The sequence below is a fragment of the Streptomyces sp. NPDC048514 genome (assembly GCF_043199955.1).
Lineage (GTDB): Bacteria > Actinomycetota > Actinomycetes > Streptomycetales > Streptomycetaceae > Streptomyces.
Window position 1 is genome coordinate 405,480 of the sequence record NZ_JBICWT010000004.1, and the last position, 24,970, is coordinate 430,449.

The 24,970-nt window shown below is 73.3% G+C and carries 25 protein-coding genes; 11 read left to right on the forward strand and 14 right to left on the reverse strand.

The window, feature by feature from the left end; translation table 11 throughout:
• Positions 1 to 167: 167 nt before the first annotated feature.
• Complete coding sequence (locus ACGFT2_RS10565) at positions 168 to 902, reverse strand: VOC family protein (RefSeq protein WP_393275663.1); 735 nt, start codon at positions 900 to 902, stop codon at positions 168 to 170.
• A gap of 122 nt (positions 903 to 1,024) precedes the next feature.
• Here ACGFT2_RS10565 and ACGFT2_RS10570 point away from each other — a divergent pair, with 122 nt between their 5' ends.
• The gene (locus tag ACGFT2_RS10570; RefSeq protein ID WP_393275666.1) at positions 1,025 to 1,672 is read left to right on the forward strand and encodes a TetR family transcriptional regulator; all 648 of its coding nucleotides are present in this window, start codon (positions 1,025 to 1,027) and stop codon (positions 1,670 to 1,672) included.
• 77 nt (positions 1,673 to 1,749) lie between these two features.
• On the opposite strand, the gene ACGFT2_RS10575 is transcribed toward ACGFT2_RS10570, so the two are convergent.
• Positions 1,750 to 2,202 (reverse strand): Lrp/AsnC family transcriptional regulator, encoded by a 453-nt coding sequence (locus ACGFT2_RS10575; protein ID WP_393275669.1) that lies wholly within the window; start codon positions 2,200 to 2,202, stop codon positions 1,750 to 1,752.
• Positions 2,203 to 2,284: 82 nt separating this feature from the next.
• On the opposite strand from ACGFT2_RS10575, the gene ACGFT2_RS10580 reads away from it, so the two are divergent.
• Positions 2,285 to 2,902 (forward strand): LysE family translocator, encoded by a 618-nt coding sequence (locus tag ACGFT2_RS10580; protein ID WP_393275673.1) that lies wholly within the window; start codon positions 2,285 to 2,287, stop codon positions 2,900 to 2,902.
• A gap of 11 nt (positions 2,903 to 2,913) precedes the next feature.
• Here the strand turns inward: ACGFT2_RS10580 and ACGFT2_RS10585 are convergent, their stop codons facing one another.
• Together ACGFT2_RS10585 and ACGFT2_RS10590 are read right to left on the reverse strand one after the other, a co-directional pair.
• Complete coding sequence (locus ACGFT2_RS10585) at positions 2,914 to 3,396, reverse strand: nitroreductase family deazaflavin-dependent oxidoreductase (protein ID WP_393275676.1); 483 nt, start codon at positions 3,394 to 3,396, stop codon at positions 2,914 to 2,916.
• Positions 3,396 to 4,580 carry an acyl-CoA dehydrogenase family protein gene (locus ACGFT2_RS10590; protein ID WP_393275679.1) on the reverse strand — a complete coding sequence of 395 codons (1,185 nt, stop codon included), beginning with the start codon at positions 4,578 to 4,580 and terminating at the stop codon, positions 3,396 to 3,398. Before ACGFT2_RS10590 ends, ACGFT2_RS10585 begins: the two co-directional genes overlap by 1 nt.
• A 113-nt stretch (positions 4,581 to 4,693) precedes the next feature.
• Between ACGFT2_RS10590 and ACGFT2_RS10595 the strand changes: the two genes are divergently transcribed.
• The 3 genes from ACGFT2_RS10595 to ACGFT2_RS10605 all read left to right on the forward strand — a co-directional run bounded on the left by ACGFT2_RS10595 (position 4,694) and on the right by ACGFT2_RS10605 (position 7,180).
• Positions 4,694 to 5,866 (forward strand): acetyl-CoA acetyltransferase, encoded by a 1,173-nt coding sequence (locus ACGFT2_RS10595; RefSeq protein WP_393275681.1) that lies wholly within the window; start codon positions 4,694 to 4,696, stop codon positions 5,864 to 5,866.
• Between the two features lie 64 nt (positions 5,867 to 5,930).
• Positions 5,931 to 6,599 (forward strand): pyridoxal 5'-phosphate synthase, encoded by a 669-nt coding sequence (locus tag ACGFT2_RS10600; RefSeq protein WP_393275683.1) that lies wholly within the window; start codon positions 5,931 to 5,933, stop codon positions 6,597 to 6,599.
• Positions 6,600 to 6,673: 74 nt separating this feature from the next.
• Positions 6,674 to 7,180 (forward strand): carboxymuconolactone decarboxylase family protein, encoded by a 507-nt coding sequence (locus ACGFT2_RS10605; RefSeq protein ID WP_393275686.1) that lies wholly within the window; start codon positions 6,674 to 6,676, stop codon positions 7,178 to 7,180.
• On the opposite strand, the gene ACGFT2_RS10610 is transcribed toward ACGFT2_RS10605, so the two are convergent.
• Positions 7,161 to 7,559: a Zn-ribbon domain-containing OB-fold protein gene (locus tag ACGFT2_RS10610; protein WP_393275689.1), complete on the reverse strand. Its 399-nt coding sequence runs from the start codon at positions 7,557 to 7,559 to the stop codon at positions 7,161 to 7,163. The two genes, ACGFT2_RS10605 and ACGFT2_RS10610, sit on opposite strands and share 20 nt — an antisense overlap.
• Entirely contained in the window at positions 7,559 to 8,008 is a 450-nt protein-coding gene (locus ACGFT2_RS10615; protein ID WP_393275692.1) for a DoxX family protein, read from the reverse strand. Before ACGFT2_RS10615 ends, ACGFT2_RS10610 begins: the two co-directional genes overlap by 1 nt.
• A 240-nt stretch (positions 8,009 to 8,248) precedes the next feature.
• Here ACGFT2_RS10615 and ACGFT2_RS10620 point away from each other — a divergent pair, with 240 nt between their 5' ends.
• The 4 genes from ACGFT2_RS10620 to ACGFT2_RS10635 all read left to right on the forward strand — a co-directional run bounded on the left by ACGFT2_RS10620 (position 8,249) and on the right by ACGFT2_RS10635 (position 13,537).
• Positions 8,249 to 9,427 (forward strand): flavin-containing monooxygenase, encoded by a 1,179-nt coding sequence (locus ACGFT2_RS10620; RefSeq protein WP_393275694.1) that lies wholly within the window; start codon positions 8,249 to 8,251, stop codon positions 9,425 to 9,427.
• 106 nt (positions 9,428 to 9,533) lie between these two features.
• Entirely contained in the window at positions 9,534 to 11,756 is a 2,223-nt protein-coding gene (locus ACGFT2_RS10625) for an acetate--CoA ligase family protein (RefSeq protein WP_393275697.1), read from the forward strand.
• Between the two features lie 20 nt (positions 11,757 to 11,776).
• Positions 11,777 to 12,610 carry an enoyl-CoA hydratase/isomerase family protein gene (locus tag ACGFT2_RS10630; RefSeq protein WP_393275699.1) on the forward strand — a complete coding sequence of 278 codons (834 nt, stop codon included), beginning with the start codon at positions 11,777 to 11,779 and terminating at the stop codon, positions 12,608 to 12,610.
• A 330-nt stretch (positions 12,611 to 12,940) separates the two neighbouring features.
• A complete protein-coding gene (locus ACGFT2_RS10635; RefSeq protein ID WP_393276313.1) occupies positions 12,941 to 13,537 on the forward strand; it encodes a flavin reductase family protein in 597 nt (198 codons plus the stop codon).
• A 9-nt stretch (positions 13,538 to 13,546) separates the two neighbouring features.
• On the opposite strand, the gene ACGFT2_RS10640 is transcribed toward ACGFT2_RS10635, so the two are convergent.
• On the reverse strand, positions 13,547 to 14,851 hold the full coding sequence (locus ACGFT2_RS10640; RefSeq protein WP_393275702.1) for an MFS transporter: 1,305 nt from the start codon (positions 14,849 to 14,851) through the stop codon (positions 13,547 to 13,549).
• A 71-nt stretch (positions 14,852 to 14,922) separates the two neighbouring features.
• Between ACGFT2_RS10640 and ACGFT2_RS10645 the strand changes: the two genes are divergently transcribed.
• Positions 14,923 to 16,083 carry a GlxA family transcriptional regulator gene (locus ACGFT2_RS10645; protein WP_393275704.1) on the forward strand — a complete coding sequence of 387 codons (1,161 nt, stop codon included), beginning with the start codon at positions 14,923 to 14,925 and terminating at the stop codon, positions 16,081 to 16,083.
• Here ACGFT2_RS10645 and ACGFT2_RS10650 read toward each other — a convergent pair.
• The 3 genes from ACGFT2_RS10650 to ACGFT2_RS10660 all read right to left on the reverse strand — a co-directional run bounded on the left by ACGFT2_RS10650 (position 16,005) and on the right by ACGFT2_RS10660 (position 19,395).
• Complete coding sequence (locus tag ACGFT2_RS10650) at positions 16,005 to 17,054, reverse strand: Zn-dependent alcohol dehydrogenase (RefSeq protein WP_393275707.1); 1,050 nt, start codon at positions 17,052 to 17,054, stop codon at positions 16,005 to 16,007. The two genes, ACGFT2_RS10645 and ACGFT2_RS10650, sit on opposite strands and share 79 nt — an antisense overlap.
• Positions 17,054 to 18,202 (reverse strand): acyl-CoA dehydrogenase family protein, encoded by a 1,149-nt coding sequence (locus ACGFT2_RS10655; RefSeq protein WP_393275710.1) that lies wholly within the window; start codon positions 18,200 to 18,202, stop codon positions 17,054 to 17,056. Before ACGFT2_RS10655 ends, ACGFT2_RS10650 begins: the two co-directional genes overlap by 1 nt.
• A gap of 278 nt (positions 18,203 to 18,480) precedes the next feature.
• Positions 18,481 to 19,395: an SDR family NAD(P)-dependent oxidoreductase gene (locus ACGFT2_RS10660; protein WP_393275713.1), complete on the reverse strand. Its 915-nt coding sequence runs from the start codon at positions 19,393 to 19,395 to the stop codon at positions 18,481 to 18,483.
• An 86-nt stretch (positions 19,396 to 19,481) separates the two neighbouring features.
• Here ACGFT2_RS10660 and ACGFT2_RS10665 point away from each other — a divergent pair, with 86 nt between their 5' ends.
• Positions 19,482 to 20,408, forward strand: a complete 927-nt coding sequence (locus tag ACGFT2_RS10665; RefSeq protein ID WP_393275716.1) for a cyclase family protein — start codon at positions 19,482 to 19,484, stop codon at positions 20,406 to 20,408.
• Between the two features lie 295 nt (positions 20,409 to 20,703).
• On the opposite strand, the gene ACGFT2_RS10670 is transcribed toward ACGFT2_RS10665, so the two are convergent.
• The 4 genes from ACGFT2_RS10670 to ACGFT2_RS10685 all read right to left on the reverse strand — a co-directional run bounded on the left by ACGFT2_RS10670 (position 20,704) and on the right by ACGFT2_RS10685 (position 24,936).
• The gene (locus ACGFT2_RS10670; RefSeq protein ID WP_393276315.1) at positions 20,704 to 21,177 is read right to left on the reverse strand and encodes an ATP-binding protein; all 474 of its coding nucleotides are present in this window, start codon (positions 21,175 to 21,177) and stop codon (positions 20,704 to 20,706) included.
• Positions 21,178 to 21,731: 554 nt separating this feature from the next.
• The gene (locus tag ACGFT2_RS10675; RefSeq protein ID WP_393276318.1) at positions 21,732 to 22,598 is read right to left on the reverse strand and encodes an acyl-CoA dehydrogenase family protein; all 867 of its coding nucleotides are present in this window, start codon (positions 22,596 to 22,598) and stop codon (positions 21,732 to 21,734) included.
• A 2-nt stretch (positions 22,599 to 22,600) separates the two neighbouring features.
• Entirely contained in the window at positions 22,601 to 23,734 is a 1,134-nt protein-coding gene (locus ACGFT2_RS10680; protein ID WP_393275719.1) for an acyl-CoA dehydrogenase family protein, read from the reverse strand.
• Positions 23,734 to 24,936, reverse strand: a complete 1,203-nt coding sequence (locus tag ACGFT2_RS10685; protein WP_393275722.1) for an amidohydrolase family protein — start codon at positions 24,934 to 24,936, stop codon at positions 23,734 to 23,736. Before ACGFT2_RS10685 ends, ACGFT2_RS10680 begins: the two co-directional genes overlap by 1 nt.
• Positions 24,937 to 24,970 lie beyond the last annotated feature (34 nt).

Consider the following 24,970-nt stretch of genomic DNA (forward strand, 5'->3'; position numbering starts at 1 on the left):
GCCTGCCACCTCCCCGTACGAGCCGCGCCACCCACATATGTACGCGACCGAAGTGCAGCGTCTCACCACCGCACCGCCGTGGCGGCACGCACCCCGATTCTTCCTGGCCGGGCCGCCGGTTGCGAACCCGGTGGCAAAACGGGGTGTCTAGGGCCAAAGCAGACGTATCAGCGCTGCAGCAGTGCGAACGACGCCCCCTGATTGTCGGTGACGACGGCCACCAGTCCGTACGACGTCTCGAAGGGCGGCGCCTGCACCCGCCCGCCGAGCCCCAGCACGGCTTCGAGGGCGTCGGCCAGGTCCGTGACCCGGAAGTGGGTGAGGAAGTGCGGGGGCATCTCGGCCGGGAAGACGTCGGTGACCTCCGCGCGGCCGAAGTCGGGCACGGCGCCGGTGCCGAAGAGGGCCTCGTGGAAGAGCTCGCCGTAGAAGGCGTTCGCGGCGGCGGTGTCCCGGGTGTACAGCTCGGCCCAGACGAAGGTGCCGGGCTCCCGGCGCCGCCCGAACCCCGCATGACTGCCGGCCTGCCACAGCCCGAAGACCGCACCCCCGGGGTCGACGGCGAGGGCCGCGGTGCCGAGGTCGCCGAGGCCGAACGGGGGCAGCACGAGCCGCCCCCCGGCCGCGGTGATCCGCCGGCCCAGCGCCCGGGCGTCGGGAGTGGCGAAGGACACCGTCCAGACGGTGGGCATCCGGCCGTCCGTCTTGGGCGCGAGGGAGGCGACCGGCGCTCCGCCCAGCCGGGCCCACACCGAGGAGCCGTACGCCGCTTCGAAGGACCACCCGAAAAGCTCACCGTAGAACCGCTTGCCCGCCTCGACGTCGGCAAGCTGGGCGTCCACCCAGCAGGGGACACCCTCCCGGTACGCCTCTTCGTGCAGGGATGCCCTGTTTTCGGCCATGTCGTCAAAGTAACCGGGTCGCGCGCACCCCGCAGACCAGGCACACCGCCCCCAGAGCACCCGTGCACCCCATTTGCAGTCGGCCGAATCGCGCTCCGATCACCCCTCGGTAAGCTGACGGCATGACAGGACAAGTGCGTACCGTCGACGGCCGCGTGGCCGGTCGGCGTGGGCAGGCGACCCGGCAGAAGCTGCTCGACTGCCTCAGCGAGATGCTCAGCTCCTCCCCGTACCGGGACGTCAAGGTCATCGATGTCGCCCGGAAGGCGGGCACTTCGCCCGCGACCTTCTACCAGTACTTCCCGGACGTCGAGGGCGCCGTCCTGGAGATCGCCGAGCAAATGGCGGCCGAGGGCGCCGGTTTGACCGAGCTGCTCGAAGGCCGTTCCTGGGCCGGCAAGTCGGGCTGGCAGACCGCGCAGGAACTCGTGGACGGGTTCCTGGAGTTCTGGCGCCGCAACGACGCCATCCTGCGCGTGGTCGACCTCGGCGCGGCCGAGGGGGACAAACGGTTCTACAAGCTCCGTATGAAGATCCTGAACTCGGTCAACAACTCCCTCGCGGACTCCATCACGGAACTGCAGTCCAAGGGCAGGGTCGACAAGGACGTGAACCCGGCGGCGATCGCCGGTTCACTGGTCGCGATGCTCGCGGCGGTGGCGGCCCACCAGAAGGGCTTCTCCTCCTGGGGCGTGAAGCAGGCCGAACTGAAGCCGAACCTGGCCCTGTTGGTGCACCTGGGGGTCACCGGCAAGAAGCCCAGCAGATAGCTTCCCGCTCCTTTTTCCAGGTCCACGTCCTGTCTGGCAGGCGGTGGTTCACCGGAGGTGAACCACCGCCTGCGCTGCTATGCGGGCAGCGGCCGGTCCTGCACGACGTGCTTCATCACCAGTGTCGACGTCAGCCGCTGCACCCCCGGCAGGGTGGCCAGCCGCTCGTCGTACAGCCGCTGGAAGGCGGCGAGGTCCGCGGTGGCGATCCGCAGAAGGTAGTCGGGCTCGCCGAACAGCCGCTGGGCGTCCAGCACATGATCCAGTTGGCTGACCGCCCGCTCGAACTCGGCGACCGTGTCCCGGTCCTCCTGCCGCATGGACACGAAGACCAGTGCCTCGAAGGTCAGGCCCAGCGCCGCCGCGTCCACCACCGCCCGGTAGCCCTGGATGGCGCCGGAGCGCTCCAGCTCGCGCAGCCGCCGATGGCAGGGCGAGACGCTCAGCCGCACCCGGGCGGCCAGCTCGGTCACGGTCAGTCGCCCGTCCTGTTGCAGCTCGGCAAGGATTTTGCGGTCCACGTCGTCCATGGGAAAGATACTTGCTCAGAATCCGCGATCATGGGCAAATTTCAGGAACACTTTCGGGCCAATCGCGCCTAATGTCCCCAGCATGGACTCCGGACTGCTCCTCTCCTTCCTCGCCGTGGACCTGCTGCTGGTGTGCGTACCGGGCGCCGACTGGGCGTACGTCATCGCGACCGCCCTGCGCGGCAGCTCCGTGGCGCGCGCGGTGACGGGCCTGGTCTCGGGGTACGCCCTGTACACGGTCCTGGCGACGGCGGGCCTGGCGGTCCTGGTGGCGGGCTCGCCCCGGCTGCTGACCGCCCTGACGGTGGCGGGCGCGGGGTACCTGCTGTGGCTGGGCTGGTCGGTGCTGCGCCGCCCGGCCGTCCCCGGGGCGGCGGACGCGGATCCGCCCGCCGGGCGGCTCTTCCTGCGCGGGGCGACGATCAGCGGCCTGAACCCCAAGGGCCTGCTGCTCTACCTCTCCGTGCTCCCCCAGTTCCTCACCCTGCGGGGCGCCCATCTTCCGGTGCCCGCCCAGACGGCGGCCCTCGGGGTCCTGCACATGGCGTGCTGCGCGGCCGTCTACCTCACCGTCGGCACCCTCGCCCGCGCCCTGCTCTCGGCCCGCCCGGCGGCGGCCCGGGCGGTGACCCGCACCTCGGGCGCGGCGATGCTGGGCATCGGGGCGTTCCTCCTGGTGGAGCGGCTGGGGACGCTCTAGCCCGGGCGCCTTCAGCACGTCATGGTGATCCGGAACAGGCGGATCTCCCGTGCCACCCGTGACTGGTAGGTGGCGTACGGAGGCCAGAATCCCAGCAGCGCCCGCCAGGCGGCGGCCCGGTCCTCCCCGGTGAGCAGGTGCGCGGTGACGGGGATGTCGCGGCCCTTCCAGCTGATCGAGGCGCCGGGGTGGGCGAGCAGGTTGTGGGTCCACGCGGGGTGGCCGGTCCGGCCGAAGTTGGAGCCGACGAGAAGCCAGCTCCCCCCGTCGCCCTCGGGCATGCACGCCAGCGGGGTACGGCGGGGCAGCCCGCTGCGGGCGCCGGTGGAGGTGAGGATCACCCCCGGCAGCAGCTGGGCGCTGAGCAGCACCTTTCCCCGGGTGAGCCGGTGCACGCCGCGGTCGAGGGCCGGGATCACGTGCGGGGCCACCCTGGCGAACGCCCGGGTGGTGGACATCTTCTGGACGAACCGGGCACCGGCGGCGAGGGCCATCAGACCGCCACCTCCCCCCGGGTGAAGAGCCCGGCCGTCTCGGCGGCCCGGTCCCGCAGCAGGTGCACCGGCCCGAAGAGCAGCTCGTCCCCGGCCGCCCGCTTGAAGTACAGGTGGGCGTCGTGCTCCCAGGTGAAGCCGATCCCGCCGTGCAGCTGGATGCCCTCGGCGGCGGCGGTGCGCAGCGCCTCGAGCGCCTGCGCGAGCGCGAGTCCGCCCGCCCCGTCCCCGCGGGCGCTCGCCCAGGCGGCGTAGTAGGCGGCCGACCGTGCCGCCTGGACCGCCACGTACACGTCCGCCAGCCGGTGCTTCACCGCCTGGAACGATCCGACGGGCCGCCCGAACTGCACCCGCTGCCCGACGTGCTCGACGGTCCGCTCCAGCACCCGGCCGGCCGCTCCCACGGCCTCGGCGGCGAGCACGGCGGCGACGCCGTCCCCCAGCGCGGCGAGCGCGGGCAGCACGTCCACGTCTTCCTCGCCGAGCAACTCCGCCCGCACCTCGCGCAGTTGCAGCCGCGCCTGCGGACGGGTGGCGTCGAGCGCGGTCTGCCGGACCCGGACCAGACCCTCGGCGTCCGCCGCCACCAGGAACAGGCGGGCACGGGGCCGGGCGTACCCGCCGGTGTGCGCGGCGACGAGCAGCAGCCCGGCGCTGTGTCCGTCCAGTACCTGTTCGGCCTGCCCGTACAGGGTCCATCCGCCGGCGGCCCGCCTGGCCTGTACACCGCCCGCCCGCCCCCCGCCGGCCCGGTACCCGGTGTTCGGGCCGGTCAGGGCCAGGGCCGTGGCCAGGGCGGGTCCGGGGACCGCGAGGGCGGCGGTGAGGCCGCCGGAGGCCAGCCGGGGCAGCAGCCCGGCGCGCTGGGCGTCGGTGCCCAGGGCGAGGATCAGCGGGGCGGTGAGGACGCAGGTGGCCAGCAGCGGTGAGGGCGCGAGGGCGCGCCCCGTCTCCTCGCAGGCGAGGACGAGTTCCGTCACCGAGCAGCCGACCCCGCCGTACCGCTCGGGGAGGGCGAGACCGGGCAGGCCGAGCCGGCCGGCGAGGTCGGACCACAGCAGGGGGTCGTACCCGGCCGGGCTGTCCACGGCGGTCCGCACCTCCTTCGGGCCGCAGCGTGTCCGCAGCAGATCGCGCAGGGTTCGGCGGATCTCGTTCTGCTCGGTGGTGAGGCGCGCGTCCATGGCTGATCCCTCCGGACCCTATCTGACGGAGCGTCATGTTAGAGCGCCGCCGCGGTCATGCCCAGAGAACGGGCCCTGCCGCTCGTCACCAGATCTGATGTACCGTCAGATCCATGACGTCTGGGAGCAGGAAAGTCGCCGTGGTGGGCGTGGCCCTCTCCGACTGCGGCCGGGTGGACGACGCGACCCCGTACGCCCTGCACGCCCAGGCGGCCCGCCGGGCCCTCGCGGACGCAGGCCTGGACCGCGCCCGGGTGGACGGCTTCGCCTCGGCCGGCCTGGGCACGCTGGCCCCGGTGGAGGTCGCCGAGTATCTCGGCCTGCGCCCCACCTGGGTGGACTCCACCTCCGTCGGCGGCTCCACCTGGGAGGTGATGGCGGCGCACGCGGCCGACGCGATAGCGGCGGGCCACGCGAACGCGGTCCTCCTCGTCTACGGCTCGACGGCGCGGGCGGACATCAGGGCGGGCCGCAGAACGGGCGACCTCTCCTTCGGTTCCCGCGGCCCCCTGCAGTTCGAAGTCCCCTACGGCCACACGCTGATCGCCAAGTACGCGATGGCGGCCCGCCGCCACATGATCCAGTACGGCACGACGATCGAGCAGCTGGCGGAGGTGGCGGTCCAGGCGAGGGCGAACGCGTCCCTGAACCCCGGCGCCATGTTCCGCACCCCGATCACGACCGACGACGTCCTGGCCGGCCCCATGATCGCCGACCCCTTCACCAAGCTGCACTGCTGTCTGCGCTCGGACGGCGGGGCGGCGGTCCTGCTGGCGGCCGGGGAGTACGTACGCGACTGCCGCACGGCCCCCGCCTGGATCCTCGGCACCGGCGAGCACGTCTCCCACGCGGCGATGTCCGAGTGGCCGGACTTCACGGTCTCCCCGGCGGCGGTGAGCGGCCGTCTCGCCTTCGAACGCGCCGGTGTCCGCCCCGCCGACGTCGACTTCGCCGAGATCTACGACGCCTTCACCTACATGACCCTGGTGACCCTGGAGGACCTGGGCTTCTGCGCCAAGGGCGAGGGCGGGGCGTTCGTGGAGAAGGGCCGCCTGCTGGTCCGGGGCGGAGACCTGCCGGTGAACACGGACGGCGGCGGCCTGTCGGCCCAGCATCCCGGCATGCGCGGCCTCTTCCTCCTGGTGGAGGCGGTACGGCAGCTGCGCGGTGAGGCCGGCGACCGTCAGGTACGGGCGCGCGACGGCGAACCGCCGCGGCTCGGGGTCGTGTCGGGCACCGGCGGCTGGTTCTGCTCGTCGGGGACGGTGGTGCTGGGACGGGGGTGAGCGGGGGCACGCTCGCGGGGGGCCGGTCCGGGCCGTCCCCGGGGTCTGCGGCGATACTCGCCCCATGGCACAACAAGACCTCCAGGAACTGCTCCGGTCGTCGCGGGTCTGGGCCCCCGAGACGACCCGGCTGCCCGCCTTCGACCCGGACACCGCCCCTCCCACGCCGCTCACGCTGTTCACGAGCTGGTTCGCGGAGGCGGTGGCGGCGGGGCAGCCGGAGCCGCACACGATGTCGCTGGCGACGGTGGACGAGGAGGGGGAGCCGGACGTCCGGATCGTGATGCTGCACGGCGCCGACGCGGACGGCTGGTCCTTCGCCACGCACGCCACCAGCCGCAAGGGCCGCGCCCTGAGCGCTCACCCGTACGCCGCCCTGGCCTTCTACTGGCCTTCGCTGGGCCGCCAGGTCCGGGTGCGCGGGCCGGTCACGTCCGCACTTTCCCAGGAGAGCCAGGCCGACCTGCACGCGCGCTCCACGGGCGCGCTGGCGGCAGCGCTGACCGGGCGGCAGAGCGAGGAGCTGTCCTCGGTGGCGGAGCTGCGGCAGGAGTCCGAAGCGGCCTGGCGGCGGGCCCGCGAGAACCCGGCCGAGCCCTCTCCCACCTGGACCCTGTACCGCCTGCACCCGAAGACGGTGGAGTTCTTCCAGGGGGACGCCCAACGGCGCCACGTGCGCCTGGAGTACCGGCGCACGGAGTTCGGCTGGAGCAGGGGGCTGCTGTGGCCGTGAGGGAGCCGGTCACGTTCGGGCGCCGGGATCCGTCAGGGCGGTGAAGGCGACACCGAGCACCTGAGGAGACGGCGATGGAAACGCGTTCGATCACGGCGCAGATCCCGATGACCCCGCGCATGACCGAGGACCCGGCGCAGCTCGTCCCGGAGCTGGCGGAGGTGTCGGCGGCGCTGTTCCGGGCCGCCGGCAACGGCTCGGTGCCGCGCTCCACGATCGGCCTGGTCCAGCTGCGGGCCGGGCAGATCGCCGGCAGCACCTATCTGACCGTTCTGCACACGGGGTTCCTGCGCAGGGCCGGGGAGCCCGAGGAGCGGATCACGTCGGTGGCGTCCTGGACGGACTCGCCGTACTTCACGGCCGCCGAGCGGGCCGCGCTGGCCCTCGTGGAAGCCGTGCTCCAGCCGTCCGCGACCGGTGAGAGAGTGCCGGACGAGCTGTACGCGGAGGTGGCCGGGCACTATCCGGCGAAGGCGCTGGCGACCTTGATGTTCGTGATCGGCCAGGTCAACTTCTTCATCCCCACCGCGCTCATCGCCAAGCCGGTGCCCGGCCGTTCGTTCACCGACCCGTGGAAGTGAACACCGGGACGCCGTCCCGGAACGTCACCTCAAGCGGCATTCCCGCCCGCACGGTGCCCTCCGGGCAGCCCACCAGTTCCGTCATCATCCGCGGGCCCTCGGCCAGGTCGACCACCGCGGCCAGGTAGGGGGTCCGGCCGGCGAACGGGGGGAGGTCGTTGCGGTGGACCGTGGACCAGGTGTACAGGGTCGCGTGACCGCTCGCCTCCTCCCACCCCACCTCCTCGCTCCAGCAGTGGGGGCAGAACTCGCGTGGGTAGTGGTGGGCCCGGCCGCACGCCCCGCAGCGGCGGATCAGCAGCCGGCCCCGTGCCGCCGCCTCCCAGTAGGGGCGGGTGAAGGTGTCCTGTTCCGGGACGTCGTGGCGCGCCTCCCCCATCAGAACCACCCCAGCCACGCGTCCACCGACCAGGTCTGCCACGCCATCCCGAAGAAGCCGACCAGCGAGATCAGCGCCATCATCGAGTTCTGGCCCTGCTCCGCCCAGTCGTGGATCATGAGGATGAAGTAGATCGCGTTCAGCAGCAGGCCGCCGAGCAGGGCGACCGGGGTCAGGAAACCGAGGATCAGACCGAGGCCCAGGGACAACTCGGCGTAGGCCACGACGTACGCCATGAGTCGCGGGCGCGGCCCGACCACCGCGCCGAAGCCCGCCCGGACCGGGGTCCACCGGTGTTTCGCCGCCACCTCCGCCGCCCACCCGATGCCGCTCCCGCGCTCGAACCAGGCCTCCTTGTCCTTGTGCCGCCAGCTCTCCAGCCACCACAGGCCGAGGCCGATACGCAGCACCGCCAGCCACTCCGCGCCGTCCAGCCATATCGCGTCCATGAATCTGACGGTACGTCAGAAACCTCGTCCTGCCGAGTCTTCCGTCAGGGGCCGGCGGCTCCCGGGGCCGGCCCGCCCCCTCCCGCCCCGGCCACCACCGGGACCTGCACCACGAGAACTCCTCACCCGTGTGGGCCGCATCACGGGTCGCCGCCCCTTCTTCGCACACGTGATCAATCCGCAACCAATTCCGGTCTTGACCGAGACCCATCAAGCGGGTGGATGATTACGCTCCCGCTCATGGCAGCCTCACGTACCGCCTCCGTGCATCTCTCCCCCACCCCCGCCGACCGCCCGGTCTACGTCGTCGGCGCGGGTCCGGGCGGCCTGGCCGCCGCGTACGCACTGCGGGCGCGGGGCATCCGGGCCGTGGTGCTGGAGAAGGCCGACCACGTGGGCGCCTCCTGGCGCGGGCACTACGACCGGCTCCGGCTGCACACCACCCGGCGGCTGTCCGCACTGCCCGGTCTCGCCATGCCCCGCAGGTTCGGGCGCTGGGTGTCCCGGGACAACGTCGTGCGCTACCTGGAGAAGTACGCCGAGCACCACGAGCTGGAGATCGTCACCGGGGTGGAGGTCCACCGCGTCGAGCGGACCGAGGACGGCACGGGCTGGCTGCTGCGCGCCTCCGGCGGACGCGAACTGACCGGCAGCGCGGTGGTCGTCGCCACCGGCTTCAACCACACCCCCCGCATCCCCGGCTGGCCCGGCCGGGAGGGATACGGCGGCGAGTTCCGGCACGCCGGCGAGTACCGCAACGCGGAGCCGTACGCCGGACGTGACGTGCTCGTCGTCGGCATCGGCAACACGGGCGCGGAGATCGCCGTGGACCTGGTGGAAGGCGGGGCCACCCGGGTGCGGCTGGCCGTGCGCACGGCTCCGCACATCCTGCGCCGCTCGACCCTCGGCTGGGCCGCCCAGTACACGGGCGTGCTGGTGCGGCGGCTGCCCGTGCGGCTCGTGGACCGGCTCGCCGGTCTGGTGGGCCGGATCAGCGTCCCGGACCTGTCGGCCCAGGGCCTGCCGCGCCCGGGCACCGGCCTGTACAGCAGGGTGAAGCAGGGCTCCATCCCGGTCCAGGACGTGGGCCTGATCGACGCCGTGCGCAAGGGTGCGATCGAGATCGTGGCCGCCGTCGAGGCGTTCGAGGGCGGCAAGGTGGTCCTCGCCGACGGCAGCCGCGTGTCACCGGACGCGGTGATCGCGGCCACGGGGTACGACCGGGCTCTGGAGGGGCTGGTCGGGCATCTCGGGGTACTGGACGAGCACGGCAGGCCGGTGACGCGCGGCGGCCGCACACCGGAGCAGGCGCCGGGGCTGTACTTCACCGGTTTCACCAACCCCATCAGCGGAATGTTCCGGGAGATGGCGCTCGACGCCATCCGGATCGCCAAGGCCGTGGGGAAGAGAATCGGGTAGCCCGCACGTCAACTTTGCCGTTCCGAACAGTTCCTGACATGGCGTCAGTTCAGTAATCTGACAGAGCGTCAGTTTTGTTGGCTGTCTCACAGGAGCGGGCGGACCGATGCTTGGATCAACCCACGGCACCCTCACCACCGACTCCCGCCGGGCCAGGGTCATCGCCTGCGGCGAGCAGCGCCCCGCCGTCCACGGCCGGACGGACGAGATGGACGGCCTGGACGTCAGCGGGCGCCCACTGTACGCGGACGTACCGGACCTCTCCCGCTTCTTCCGGCCGGAGTCCGTCGCCGTGATCGGCGCCTCCGACGCCGAGGGGCGGCCCAACACGGGGATCACCCGGCAGCTGCTGGCCTGGGCCGAGCGGGTCGGCGCCCGGGTGCACCCGGTGCATCCGGCCCGGCCGTCGGTGTTCGGCCTGCCGTGTGTCACCTCCGTCGCCGGCCTGCCCGAACAGGTCGACCTGGCCGTCCTGCTGGTCGCCGACCCGCTGCCGGTGATCGAGGAACTGGCCGAGGCGAAGGTGAAGTTCGCCGTCGCCTTCGCCTCCGGTTTCGCGGAGACCGGCGAGGAGGGCGCCGAGGCACAGCGGCGGCTCGCGAACGCCGTGCGCCGCTCGGGGCTCCGGCTGCTCGGCCCCAACACCAATCTCAACGCCTTCGAACACTTCCGGGAGGACCTGACCGGGCCGGCCATCGCGCTGATCACCCAGTCCGGACACCAGGGCCGGCCCGTCTTCGCCCTGCAGGAGCTGGGCATCCGGCTCTCACACTGGGCCCCCACCGGCAACGAGGCCGATCTGGAGAGCGCCGACTTCGTGTCCTGGTTCGCCGAACAGCCCGGCACCGGCGCCATCGCCTGTTACCTGGAGGGTCTCAAGGACGGCCGCGCCTTCCTGCTCGCCGCCGACCGCGCCGCCCGCCGCGGGGTGCCCGTGGTCGCCGTCAAGGTGGGCCGGACCGAGGCCGGGGCCCGTACGGCGGCCTCGCACACCGGCAAGCTCACCGGCGCCGACGACGTGGTGGACGCGGCCATGCGGCAGTACGGCGTGATCCGCGTCGACGGCCTGGACGAACTCCAGGACACCGCCGCCCTGCTGGCCCGCGCCCGGCCCCCGCGCGCGGACGGGATCGCCGTCTGCTCCATCTCCGGGGGCACCGGCGCCCATGTCGCCGACCTCGCCACGGCGGCCGGGCTGCACCTCCCGCGCCTGTCCGAGGCCAAGCAGGCCGAACTGCACCAGTGGATACCGCGCTACCTGAACGTGGCCAACCCGGTGGACAACGGCGGCCACCCGGTCGGCGACCACCGCGGCCGGAAGATCATCGACGCCGTCCTCGCCGACCCGGCGGTCGGGGTGCTCATCTGCCCGGTCACCGGCCCCTTCCCGCCGCTCAGCGACAAGCTGGTGACCGATCTGGTCCAGGCGGCCGAGGCGACCGACAAGCTGGTGTGCGTGGTGTGGGGCTCACCGGTCGGCACCGAGCCCGCGTACCGGGAGGTCCTGCTGGGCTCCTCGCGCGTGGCCACGTTCCGGACCGTCGGCAACTGCCTGACCGCCGTGCGCGCGTGGCTGGACCACCACCGCTTCGTGAGCGGGTACCGCTCCCCCTTCGACGAGGCCCCGCGCACCCCCTCGCCCTCGTACCGCAAGGCCGAGGCCCTGATGCGGCCCGGCCGGCAGCTCAGCGAGCACGCGGCCAAGCAGTTGCTGCGCGCCTACGGCATCCGGGTACCGCGCGAGCAGCTAGTGACCAGCGCGGCGGCGGCCGTCCGCGCGGCCGGTCAGGTCGGCTACCCGGTGGTGATGAAGGCCTCCGGCGGGCAGCTCGCCCACAAGACCGAACTCGGCCTGGTGAAGATCGGGCTGACCTCGGCCAGCCAGGTCCGCGACGCCTACCGCGAGCTGACCGACATCGCCCGCTACGAGGGCGTCTCGCTGGACGGCGTCCTGGTGTGCCAGATGGTCGAGCAGGGCGTGGAGATGGTCGTCGGGGTGACGCACGACGAGCTGTTCGGGCCGACCGTGACCGTGGGGCTCGGCGGGGTGCTGGTGGAGGTGCTGCGCGACAGCGCGGTCCGCGTCCCGCCGTTCGGCGAGGACCAGGCCCGGGACATGCTCGCCGACCTGCGCTGCCGGGCCCTGCTGGACGGGGTCCGGGGCCGGCCGCCGGCCGATCTCGACGCGCTGGTGGAAGTGGTCCTGCGAGTCCAGCGCATGGCGCTCGAACTCGGCGACCACATCGCCGAGCTGGACATCAACCCGCTGATGGTGCTGGAGCGGGGGCAGGGCGCGGTGGCACTGGACGCGCTGGTGGTGTGCCGGTGAACGGGCCGGAGGGCGCGCCCGTGAGCGAACCGGACGGTACCCCGGCGGCCGGGCCGGAGGGCGTGACGGTGGACGGGGTGGCGCAGGAGGTCCGGGAGCACGTCTCGTACGTCACCCTGGACCGCCCCGCCTCCCTGAACGCCCTCACGCCCGTCATGCGGGACCGGCTCGTCGAACTGCTGGCGCGGGCGTCCGCGGACCCGGCCGTACGCGCGGTCGTCCTGACCGGCACCGGGCGCGGGTTCTGCGCGGGGGCCGATCTGCGCGGCGCGTCCGGAACCGGCGAGCGGGTCACCGGCGACGTGGCCCGTGTCCTCCGTCTCGGCGCCCAGCGCCTGATCGCCGCCGTGCTGGACTGCGAGAAGCCGGTGCTGGCCGCCGTGAACGGCACGGCGGCGGGACTCGGCGCGCAGCTCGCCCTCGCCTGCGATCTGGTGCTGGCCGCCGAGTCGGCCCGGTTCATCGAGGTGTTCGTGCGGCGTGGCCTCGTACCGGACGGCGGCGCGGCCTATCTGCTGCCCCGGCTGGCCGGCCCGCGGCGGGCGAAGGAGCTGATGTTCTTCGGGGACGCGGTCCCGGCCGTGGAGGCGGAACGGCTGGGCCTGGTCAACCGGGTGGTGCCGGACGGCGAGCTGGCGAAGACGGCACACGCGTGGGCCGCTCGCCTGGCCGCCGGCCCGACGAGGGCCCTGGCGCTGACCAAGCACCTCGTGAACAGCGCCCTGGACACCGACCGCCCGGCCGCCTTCGCGGCGGAGGCGTGGGCGCAGGAGATCAACATGACGACCGAGGACGCCCAGGAGGGCCTACGGGCCTTCACGGAACGCCGCAGCCCCGAATTCCGGGGGCGGTGAGGGACTGGGCGGTGCGTGGCCGTGCGGTGCCCGGCCCGGCGGTGCGCGACCGGGCGGTGCGGGTCAGTCGTCGGCGCGGTCGAGGATCCGCAGGCCGCTGTCCGTGTCCGGGTCGCCGAAGCGCACGAACGGCTCGGGGTCGGCCTCGGTGGTGTGCCGCGTGTACATCGATCGCCGCGGTCAGATCACCGGTGCCCCACAGCGAACGGGCCGTCCGGGCCCGCTCACGCACGTTCTCCCACCCCACGGGCCGCAGCGTGGGCGGCACCTTCACGGGCCCTTCCCCCGGGGTTCTCATCTGACGCCGCGTCAGCTTCAATGGGTGGCGTGATGGGACACGCAGGGGCGGCCGCCGCCGCCGTCCGGTATCTGGGGCCGAGGCCCGTGGAGGCGTTGCCACGCCCGGAGCTGCGGTGCGTCCGGGAGGACGAGCGGGCGCCCGTGGACCAGTCGGAGTTCCGGCGGGTGCTGGGGGCCTTCCCGACCGGCGTCACCGTGATCACCGCCGGGCCGGCCGGCGCCGCGGACCCTCCCGCCGGCTTCGCCTGCCAGTCCTTCTCCTCCCTCTCCCTGGTCCCGCCCCTGGTCTGCTTCATGGTGGGCCGCACGTCGGCCACCTGGCCCCGCATCGCCCGCGCCGGGGCCTTCTGCGTCAACGTCCTCTCCGCCGGCCAGGGTGACCTGTGCCGCGCCTTCGCCGTCAGCGGCGCCGACAAGTTCGCCGGGGTGGCGTACGACCCGGCGCCCGTCTCCGGCTCCCCGCGCCTGGCCGGCGTCGCCGCCTGGATCGACTGCACCGTCCACGCCGTGCACACCGGGGGCGACCATCTGATCGTGGTGGGCCGGGTGGACGCCCTCGGCGCGGCGGGGACGGGTGAGCCCCTGCTCTTCCACCGGGGCCGGTTCGCCCGGCTCGGCGGCGACTGAGCGGACCGGTCAGGCGACGGCCGGCAGCGCCGGCGCCGGAGTGCGCCGGATCACCAGGGACATTAGGGCCGCCGCGGCGCACAGCGTGCCGGAGGCGTACCAGACCAGGTCGTAGGAGCCGAAGACGTCGCGGGTGAGACCGCCGAGGTAGGCGACGAGCGCCGCGCCGACCTGGTGGGAGGCCAGCACCCAGCCGAAGACGATGGCGCTGTCCTCGCCGAACTGCTCCCGGGCGAGCGCGAGGGTCGGCGGCACGGTCGCCACCCAGTCCAGGCCGTAGAAGACGATGAAGAACAGCATCGGCGGATGCACGGCCGGGCCCAGCAGCATCGGCAGGAACACCAGGGAGATGCCGCGCAGGGCGTAGTAGACGGCGAGCAGCCGGCGCGGTTCGAAGCGGTCGGTGAACCAGCCGGAGGCGATCGTGCCGACCACGTCGAACACCCCGATGACCGCGAGCAGCGAGGCCGCCGTCGTGACCGGCATCCCGTGGTCGTGCTCGGCGGGCACGAAGTGGGTCTGGACCAGGCCGTTGGTGGAGGCACCGCAGATCGCGAAGGTGCCGGCGAGCAGCCAGAAGGTGCCGGTGCGCGAGGCGGAGGCGAGGACCGACAGGGTGCGCCGGGCGGCACCGGTGACCGGCGCCGGCTTGGGCACGAACTCCGTGGCGCCGTACGGCTTCTGGCCGACGTCGGCCGGGTGGTCGCGCAGCAGCAGCCAGACGAAGGGGACCACGGCGAGGGCGGCCAGGGCGACCGTGACGGCGGCGGGGCGCCAGCCGTGGTGCTCGACGAGCCAGGACAGCAGCGGAAGGAAGACCAGCTGCCCGGAGGCGGAGGCGGCGGTGAGGATCCCGCTGACCAGACCGCGCCGCTCGGTGAACCAGCGGTTGGTGACGGTCGCCGCGAAGGCGAGCGCCATCGCGCCGGTGCCGAGACCGACCAGCAGGCCCCAGCACAGCCACAGCTGCCAGGCGGCCGTCATCCACACGGTCAGGCCGGAGCCGACGGCTATCACGGTCAGCGCGATCGCGACGACCCGGCGGATACCGAAGCGGTCCATCAGCGCGGCCGCGAAGGGGGCGGTGAGGCCGTACAGCGCGAGGTTGATGGAGACGGCCCCGCCGATCGTGCCGCGCGACCAGCCGAACTCCTGGTGCAGCGGGTCGATGAGCAGGCCGGGCTGGGAACGGAAGGCGGCCGCGCCGGTGATCGTGACGAAGGCGACGGCGGCGACGAACCAGGCGCGGTGCACACGGGGACGCCGGGCGGGCGGGGCCTGGACGGGGGCTGCGGCTGGGGTTGTCTGAGTCACGTCACCCAGGGTCCGGTTTCCTTTCCCGTGCATCGAGTGGCCCGGAGGACAGCATTCGTTAGGATCGGGCCATGGCTTCCAGTGAGGGTTTCCGTCCGCACCGGGTCGTCGTCCTCGCCCTCGACGGGCTGCTGCCCTTCGAGCTGGGCATCCCGCACCGCATCTTCGGCCGCCCGAGGGACGCGCGGGGACGGCACCTGTACGAGGTCGTGACCTGTTCGATCCGGCCGCCCGGCCTGGTCGAGACGGACGCCGACTTCGCCCTGCAGGTCGCCCACGGCCCGGAGGCGCTGGCGGACGCCGACACGGTGATCGTCCCGGCGTCGTACGAGCTGGGCCCGGTCTTCGAGGAGGGCCGGCTGACCGGCGAACTGGCCGCCGCGCTCGCCCGCGTCCGCCCGGGCACCCGGATGGCCTCCATCTGCACCGGCGTCTACGTCCTCGCCGCCGCCGGCCTCCTCGACGGCCGTCCGGCGACCACGCACTGGGCCGACGCCGAGCGCTTCCAGCGGATGTTCCCGCGCGTCGAGGTGGACGCGGACGTGCTGTTCATCGACGACGGTGACGTGCTCACCTCGGCCGGGGTCGCCGCGGGGATCGACCTGTGCCTGCACATGGTGCGCCGCGACTTCGGCACGGCGGTCGCCAACGAAGTGGCCCGCCGCACGGTCGTACCGCCGCACCGCGACGGCGGCCAGGCCCAGTACATCGACCGCCCGGTCCCGGACCCGCAGCTGGCCACCACGACCGCCGCCCGCGCCTGGGCGCTGGCCCGCCTGCACGAGCCCATCCAGCTGCGGGACATGGCCGGGCAGGAGGCCATGTCGGTGCGCACCTTCACCCGCCGGTTCCGCGAGGAGGTCGGCGTCAGCCCCGGCCAGTGGCTCACCCGGCAGCGCGTGGAACGCGCCCGGCACCTCCTCGAGTCCACCGGTCTGTCCATGGACCGGGTGGCCCGGGACGCGGGCTTCGGCACCGCCCAGTCGATGCGGCAGCACCTCCAGCAGGCGCTCGGGGTGACACCGACGGCGTACCGGCGCACGTTCCGCGCCGAGGCGGGCGGCACCGGGGACACGCGCGCCGCCGTCACCGCGGTGGCGGACGGCGCCGGGGACACACGCACGGCCGTCACCGCGGTGGCGGGCGGCCGGGATCAGAAGGTGAGCACCGCCCGGGCCAGGCGGCCCGCCTCCGCGTCCGCGCGGGCCTTGTCGAAGTCCTCCACCGCGTAGGTCGCCGTCACCAGCTCGTCGAGCAGCAGGCGCCCCTCCCGGTACAGCTCGGCGTACAGGGCGATGTCCCGCTGGGGGCGCGAGGAGCCGTAGCGGCAGCCGAGGACGGACTTGTCCAGGTAGAGCGAGGAGACGAGGAAGGCCGCCTCGGCCGTGGCCGGGGGGACGCCGAGCAGGATCGCCTGGCCGTGCCGGTCCAGCAGGTCGATGGCGGCCCGGATCAGCTCCACGCGGCCGACGCACTCGAAGGCGTGGTCGGCGCCCGTGGGCAGGATGTCCCGCACGCCGTCCACGGACGTCAGGAAGTCGGTCGCGCCGAACCGCCGGGCCACCTCCTCCTTGGCCGGGTTGGCGTCCACGGCCACGATCCGCAGGGCGCCCGCGAGCCGCGCGCCCTGCAGGACGTTCAGCCCGATCCCGCCCGTCCCGATGACGACGACGCTGTCGCCGCGGTCCACCCGGGCCCGGTTCAGCACCGCCCCCACCCCGGTCAGCACCCCGCAGCCGATCAGCGCGGCGGACTCCAGGGGGATGTCCTCGGGTATCCGCACCGCCTGCACGGCCTTGACGACCGTGCGTTCCGCGAAGGCGGAGTTGGCGGCGAACTGGTGCACCGGCTCCGCGCCCCGGGTGAACGGCCTGCCCGGGCGCCCGATCGCCTGACGGCACATCGTCGGCCGGCCCCGGTCGCACTCCGCGCAGGTGCCGCAGTTGGCGAGGGTGGACAGCGCCACGTGGTCGCCGGGCGCGACGTGCCGGACGCCGGCGCCGACCGCCTCGACCACACCGGCACCCTCATGGCCCAGCACCACCGGCACCGGGAAGGGGATGGTGCCGTCCACCACGGACAGGTCGCTGTGGCACAGACCGGCCGCCGCGACGGCCACCAGCACCTCGCCGGGCCCCGGTTCCCGTACCGCCAGGTCGTCCACCACCCGGACCTGTTCGCCGTCGAACACCACACCACGCATCACACGGCCCCCTTGGGCTCTCTGGGCAGACCGAGCACGCGCTCGGCGATGATCGTGCGCTGGACCTGGTCCGAGCCGCCGTAGACGGTGTCGGCCCGGGAGAAGAGGAACAGGTGCTGGGCCGGGTCGAGGGTGTAGGGCGCGCCGGGCGACCAGTCCGCCGGCCCCGCCGCGGCCGCCGCCCCCCGCGTCTGCACCGCCAGTTCGCCCAGCCGCTGGTGCCAGCCGGCCCACAGCAGCTTGGCCACGCTGGGCGCGCCCGGGCCGGCCGGGCCGCCGAGGGTGCGCAGCGCGTTCCAGCGCATGGTCCGCAGCTCGGCCCACTGCCGGACGAGCCGCGCGCGGAGCACGGGGTCCGACGCGGCCCCGCTCTTTGTGGCCGCCCGCACCACCTCCCCCAGCTCCGCTGCGAAGGCGATCTGCTGGGCCAGCGTCGACACCCCGCGCTCGAAGCCGAGCAGACTCATCGCCACCCGCCAGCCCCGGCCTGCACCGCCGACCACGTGCTCCACGCCCGCCCGCGCCCCGTCGAAGAACACCTCGTTGAAGTCGCTGGTGCCGGTCAGCTGGCGGATCGGCCTGACCTCGATGCGGCCGGGCTGGTCCATCGGGACGAGCAGGAAGCTCAGGCCGTGGTGGCGGCGGGAGCCCGCCTCGGTGCGGGCGAGCACGAAGCACCAGTCGGCCTCGTGGGCGAGGGAGGTCCAGATCTTCTGGCCGGTGATCCGGTAGTGCGTGCGCTCGCGTACCGCCGCCGTGCGCACGCCGGCCAGGTCGGAGCCCGCGCCCGGTTCGCTGTAGCCCTGGCACCACAGTTCCTCGCCCGCCGCTATCGGGGGCAGGAAGCGGGCCTTCTGCTCGTCGGTGCCGTGGGCGAACAGGGTGGGGGCGAGGAGGTTCTCGCCGATGTGCCCGGAGCGCGGGGGCGCGGCCGAGCGGGCGTACTCCTCGGCCCAGGCGACCTGCTGGGTGAGGCCGGCCGTGCGGTTGCCGTAGCCCGGCGCAGGCCAGCCGAGGCCGATCCAGCCGGCCTTGCCGAGGGTGCGTTCCCAGGCGCGCCGGTCCGTCACCGGCCCGGCGTGCGCGGCGAGCCAGCCGCGGGCCTCCGTACGGAAGTCCTCGTCCTCCTGGCTGAACCCGAAATCCATGTCGACCGCCTTCTGATCGGGTACTCGGAGCCGGTACGGCGCGTCGGCCACCTTCCGAGTCGGTACTCGGCGCCGCCGCGGCGCCTCGAAGGGTGCGGTGAACCGCGCCACCGGACGCCGGTGAGGCCCAGCTCGACGCGGCGATCGAGCAGCGCGGCAAGGGCGACCTGTCCGCGCTGCTCGCCGGCGGTGGCGACGGCGAGCCCCCTGCCCTGTTCCGCGCCGAAGGTGTCGCGCCACCCGGGACCGTGGCCGCCGGACCGCGGCGCGCTCCGGGGCTATGTGGCGTTCGGCCGGGACCCGCTGCGCGCCGCCTCCTCCATCTCGGTCAGCCGCGCGAGCATCGGCATCGGATCCACCCCCACCGAACCCGGCAGCGCCTCGGCGATCGTCTCCGGCGTCCACCCGCCGGGGGCGAACGCCGCGCGCAGCTCACGCGGCTGGGCCCACACCGCGATCTTCGGTCCGGCGATCGTGTAGACCTGCCCGGTGATCCGCTGCTCCTTCGCCCGGTCGGACAGCAGGTACACCACCAGCGCGGCGACGTCCTCCGGCTCGCCGATCTCCGTCAGCTCGGTCGGCACGTTCGCCGACATCCGCGTGCGCGCCACCGGGGCCACCGCGTTCGCGGTCACCCCGTACTTGTGCAGGCCCAGCGCGGCGCTGCGCACCAGCGAGATGATCCCGCCCTTCGCCGCGCTGTAGTTGGCCTGGGAGACCGAGCCCTGGTGGTTGCCGCTGGTGAAGCCGATGAGCGTGCCGGACCGCTGCGCGCGCAGCACGGCGGAGGCGGCCCGGAAGACGGTGAACGTGCCCTTGAGGTGGGTGGCGACGACGGGGTCCCACTCCTCCTCGGTCATGTTGAACAGCATGCGTTCGCGCAGGATGCCGGCCACGCACACGACCCCGTCCAGGCGGCCGTACGACGACACGGCCGTGTCCACGACCCGCTGGCCGCCGGCCATCGTGGAGATGTCGTCGGCGACCGCGACGGCCTCGCCGCCCGCCGCCTCGATCTCCTTGACGACCGCCTCGGCCACCTCGCTCGCCGGTGCGCTGCCGTCGGTGGAGACCCCGTAGTCGTTGACGACGACCTTCGCGCCCGCGGCGGACGCGGCGAGCGCGACGGCCCGCCCGATGCCGCGTCCGGCACCGGTCACGGCTATCACCTTGCCTGCCAAGAAGTTCCCCACGTCCGGCCCCTTCCCGCGCTTTCTGACGGTCCGTTAGATTTTATGGCGCGCCGGACGCGCGGACACAAGCCCCGGGGAGGAACCGGATGGCACTGCCCAAGGAGTTCCACGAGATCGCGGGGCGCGTGAACAACTGGGGACGCTGGGGCGCCGACGACGAGATCGGCACGCTGAACCTCGTCACCGCGCAGGTGGTGCGCGGGGCGGCCGCCGAGGTCCGCACCGGCCGCCGCGTGCCGCTCGCGCTGCCGCTCCACCAGGACGGGGTGCAGACCGGGATGATCCCGGGGCGGGTCAATCCCCTGCACGTGATGGTGCAGATCAACCAGGAACTCTTCGGCCCGGGCACGGTGGCGTGCAGTGACGACGTGGTGACCATGGGACTGCAGGCGGGCACCCACTGGGACGCGCTCACGCACGTCTCGCACTCGGGGAAGCTCTACAACGGCCAGCCGGCGCACACGGTCACCGCGCACGGCGGTGCCGAGTTCGGCGGCATCGACAAGGCCCGGCACATCGTCTCGCGCGGGGTGCTGCTGGACGTGGCCGGCGCCCGGGGCACGCACCGGCTGGCGGGCGGCCGTGCGGTGACGCCGGAGGACCTGGAGGCGGCGGAGGAGTTCGGCGGTGTCCGGGTCCGCTCCGGCGACATCGTGCTCGTCCGCACCGGGCAGGTGCAGGTGTACCTCGCCGGGGACAGGCACGGGTACGGCCATCCGTCGCCGGGCCTCTCGGTGCGCTGCCCGGAGTGGTTCCATGCGCGTGACGTGGCGGCGGTCGCGAACGACACGCTCACCTTCGAGATATTCCCGCCCGAGATCGAGGACCTGTGGCTGCCGGTGCACGCCCTGGACCTGGTGGAGATGGGGATGCCGCAGGGCCAGAACTGGAATCTCGAAGAGTTGTCCACAGCCTGTGGAGAAGAACGGCGGTACGCGTTCCTGCTGTCGGCGACCCCCGAGCCGTTCGCCGGGGCGACGGGATCCCCGGTGGCGCCGGTGGCGATCCTCTGAGGCGTGGGAACCGCCGGCCCGGCGCGGGGCGCCGCGGGGGTGACCCCTCTGGACTGGTCCGGCCGGTGGCACGCCTCCCCCCACCGCGGTGCGCACGCGCCGCCGGCCGGTGCGACCCACACTCGACGAGGACCGCCGTCACCGGGCCCTCGCCGTCCCCTCGCGGCGAATCGACGCCCACCAGAGTGATCAGGCCGGGCCGCCTCGTCAACGCCGGAACGGCGATTTGCCGGTTACACCCTGTTCACGGCACCCGCGCACGGATGCACCCCCGGCGCACCCGCGCGCCGGAGGGCTACACCGCCTCGAACGCGAGGCCCTCGTACGCGGACAGTCCGCCCCCGTACGCCATCGCCGCGCTCTCCCCGGACGGTGAACAGCGGTCCAGCTCGCACCAGATGCTCTTGCCGGCACCCTCGGGGCTCCACCCCCAGCGGTCGGCCAGGCAGTCCACCAGGGCCAGGCCCCGGCCCCCGGTGGCATCACCACCGGCGCACCGCGGCACGGGGGCGCGGGAGCAGGTGTCGGCCACCTCCACGCGCACGGTGGCCGACGGGGCGGTCCGGGTCGCCGGGTCCGGCAGCGAGAGCCGCAGCACGGCCGGGCGGCCGGTGTGCACCACGGCGTTGGTCACCAGCTCGGAGACGAGCAGGATCAGGTTCTCGGCCAGCGGCTCGTCGGCCGCTATCCCCGACCCGGCGAGCCGCGAGCGGGCCCATCTCCGGGCCCGTCCCACCTCCGCGGGGTCGGGCCGGATCTCCAGCTGCACTTGAAGCACCTGCACCGCTCACACCATCCGAACCGGCGGACACATGACCCGCCGCCGCCCGGACGCCACGGCGCGAGCCGGGACGATCAGCACGGCGAGGGCCACGATCGTAGCCATTTTCTGCATGGCCAGGACAACGGCCAGAGCAAGGGTCACGGAACGTGATTCCCTTACGCGACAGCATGGTTGACGTACAGTCACCCCAACAAGCGCTTCGGGCATATTCCAGCGCGAAGGAGTACGCGTGAGGCATACTGTGCGACGCTCGTGCCGGGGAGTCGAACAGGCGGGGAGCAAGACCCTCACCGCCCCGCGAACAGCGGAGCGCACCGCGCGGACCGGCACCACCCCTAAGGGCGCCACCGGCACGGCCCGTGCTCGCAGCCACTCGCATCCCACACAAGGTACCGGAGCGGGCACCCGACTCCAGGCCGTGACGAGTCACGCGAAGGACACAACCCGGTATCGACGCTCCGTGATTCCACCGCGCCACGATCCGTTACATCTTGGGCCATGGCTTTTCCGGTGGGGCGGCCCTGCACGGAGCCGGACCCTCAGGCCACCAGGCGCTCGGCGAGCAGCTCCGCACGGCACGTGCTTCCCCGGCCGCGCTGGGACCGCACCCAGGCCCGTTTCAGATGCAGATGCACGTCCGCCTCCCAGGTGAAGCCCATGCCGCCGTGCACCTGGAGGCAGTCGCGGGCCCCGCGCACGGCGGCCTCGTCGGCGAGCAGCCGGGCGGCGGCGATGTCGGCGGGGTCGGCGGTCACGGCAGCGGCGTAGACGGCGGCGCGTGCCGTCTCGGCCCGCACCAGCAGGTCCGCGCACAGGTGTTTGACGGCCTGGAAGGCCCCGATCGGCCGCCCGAACTGCTCCCGCGTCCGGGCGTGTTGCACGGCCAGCTCGCACACCCGGGTGGCCGTACCGAGCTGCTCGGCCGCGCCGAGGAGGTCGGCCACCGGATCCGTGGCATCGCCGCCGGGCACCCGGTGCAGGGGCGTGAGCGGATCCACCGAGCGCACCGGCACGGCACCCGCGGCCTCCCCGCGGACGACGTCCGCGGCGTCCAGCCACTCCACCAGAGCGCCGTCCACTGCCGCCACGACGGTCTCCCCGGTGGCCGCGCCGGGCACCGAGCCGGCCGCCAGATGGGTGGCCACGAGCGGCCCCGGCAGCAGGGCCCGCCCCGCCTCCTCGAAGGCCAGCACCGCCTCGGCCGGCCCCAGGCCGACCCCCCCGTCCGCCTCCGGCAGCCGCAGGGCGAAGAACCCCGCCTCCCCGAGTGTCCGCCACAGCGTCCGGTCGATCAGCCCCGGGGCGTCGACGGCCGCCCGCAGCGCCTCCCGCCCGAAGCACCGGCCCAGCAGCTCCCGCATGCCCGCACGCAACGCACGCTGATCATCGGTGAGTTGGAAGCGCACGCTCATCTCTCCTTCGGCAGGCCCAGGATCCGCTCGGCCACGATGTTGCGCTGGATCTGCGAGGTGCCGGCGGCGATGGTGTACGACAGGGCGGACAGCCGGTCCAGCACCCAGGGGCGGTCCAGGTCCAGGCAGTCCGGCCCGAGGACCTCGGCGGCGGCGTCGTACAGCTCCTGCCGGGCGTGCGAGTAGCGCAGCTTGAAGACCGAGCCCCCGACGCCCGGCACCCCGCCGTTCGCCTCCGCCTCGCTGACGTTCCACTGGATCAGCCGCCACAGGGCGCGGAACTCCGCGTCGAGCAGCCCCAGGCGGCGGCGCAGCGCGGAGTCGTCCCAGCGGCCGTTCGCCCGCGCCGCACGGGCGAGCTGCGCGAGGGTACGGCGGCAGGCGACGACCTCCCCGACGAAGGCCGTGCCGCGCTCGAAGGAGAGCGTCACCATGGTCACGCGCCAGCCGTCGTTCTCCGCGCCGACCCGGCTCGTCACCGGCACCCGCACCTCGTCGAGGAACACCTCGGCGAACTCGGCCGAGCCGGCGAGCGTGCGCAGCGGACGTACGGTGACGCCGTCGGCGTCCATCGGCAGGGCGAGCCAGGTGATGCCCCGGTGCCGGGGCGCGTCCGGGTCGGTGCGGACCAGCAGTTCGCACCAGTCGGCGATCTCGGCGTGCGAGGTCCAGATCTTGGATCCGCTGACCACGTAGTGGTCGCCGTCCCGCCGGGCGCGGGTGCGCAGCGAGGCGAGGTCGGAGCCGGCGCCCGGTTCGCTGAACCCCTGGCACCAGACCTCCTCACCGCGCAGGATCGGCGGCAGCCAGCGCGCCCGCTGCTCGGGGGTGCCCTCGGCGGCGATGGTCGGTCCCGCGTGCAGCAGCCCGACGAAGTTGGCGCCGACGTAGGGGGCGCCCGCCTTCTCCGTCTCCTCCAGGAAGATCAGCCGGGTGGTCGGGGAGGCGTCCCAGTGGACGTCGGCGTACCCGGCGTCGTACAGCATGCGCTGCCAGCCGAGGTCGTGGGCGCGCCGGCCCGGCCAGTCGCCGGGCGAGGGCGCGGCCGGCAGGGTGGGCAGCACCTTGCCCAGCCACTCCCGCAGCCGGGCCCGGAACTCCTCCTCCTGCGGGGTGCAGGACAGGTCCATCAGGAGTCCGGCTCGTCGAGGTCCAGGTCGAGCATGCGGATGGCGTTGCCCCGCATGAGCTTGTGGACCGTCTCGTCGTCCAGGCCCTTCACATGGTCGAGGGCGACCTCCTTGGTGTGCGGGAAGGTCGAGTCCACGTGCGGGTAGTCGGTCTCGAAGGTGGCGTTGTCCCGGCCGACGACGTCGATCGAGGCGACCCCGTGCTTGTCCCGGAAGAAGCAGCAGAAGATCTGCCGGTAGTAGTACGTCGAGGGCGGCTCGGGGACCAGATCGCGCACCCCTCCCCAGGCCCGGTGTTCCTGCCACACGTCGTCGGCGCGTTCCAGGGCGTACGGGATCCAGCCCATCTGGCCTTCGGAGTAGGCGAGTTTGAGGCGCGGGAACTTCACCAGGACCCCGCTGAAGAGGTAGTCCATCATCGAGGCCATGGCGTTGTTGAAGCTGAGCGAGGCCTGCACGGCGGGCGGCGCGTCCGGGGAGGCGGCGGGCATCTGGGAGCTGCTGCCGATGTGCATGTTGACGACCGTCCCGGTCTCCTGGCAGGCGGCGAAGAAGGGGTCCCAGTATCCGGAGTGGATGGACGGCAGCCCGAGGTGGGTGGGGATCTCGGAGAAGGTGACGGCCCGCACCCCGCGCCCGGCGTTGCGCCGGATCTCGGCGACGGCCAGCTCCACGTCCCACAGCGGGATCAGGCACAGCGGGATCAGCCGTCCCCCGCTGTCCCCGCACCACTCCTCCACCATCCAGTCGTTGTAGGCGCGCACGCAGGCGAGGGCGACCTCCTTGTCGTGCGCCTCGGCGAAGGTCTGGCCGCAGAAGCGCGGGAAGGTCGGGAAGCAGAGGCTGGCCTCGACGTGGTTGAGGTCCATGTCCGCCAGGCGTGCCTTCGGGTCCCAGCAGCCGCGCCGCATCTGCTCCCGGGTGATCCCCTCCAGGGTCATCTCGTCCCGGTCGAAGCCGACGGCGGCGATGTTCCGCTTGTACGGGAACTTCAGGTCCTCGTAGATCCACCAGTCCGTCGGCTGCCCCTGCGGATCCATGGTGATCTGGTACTTCCCGCCGACGTAGGCAAGGTCCCCGATGCCGGCGGTCAGCGGCTGCGGGCCCCGGTCCCGGTACTTGGCCGGCAGCCAGGTCTCGAAGAGGTGGGCGGGCTCGATCACGTGGTCGTCGACGCTGATGATGCGGGGCAGTTCGGCCATGGCACCCACCTACTCATCTGATGGATCGTCAGAT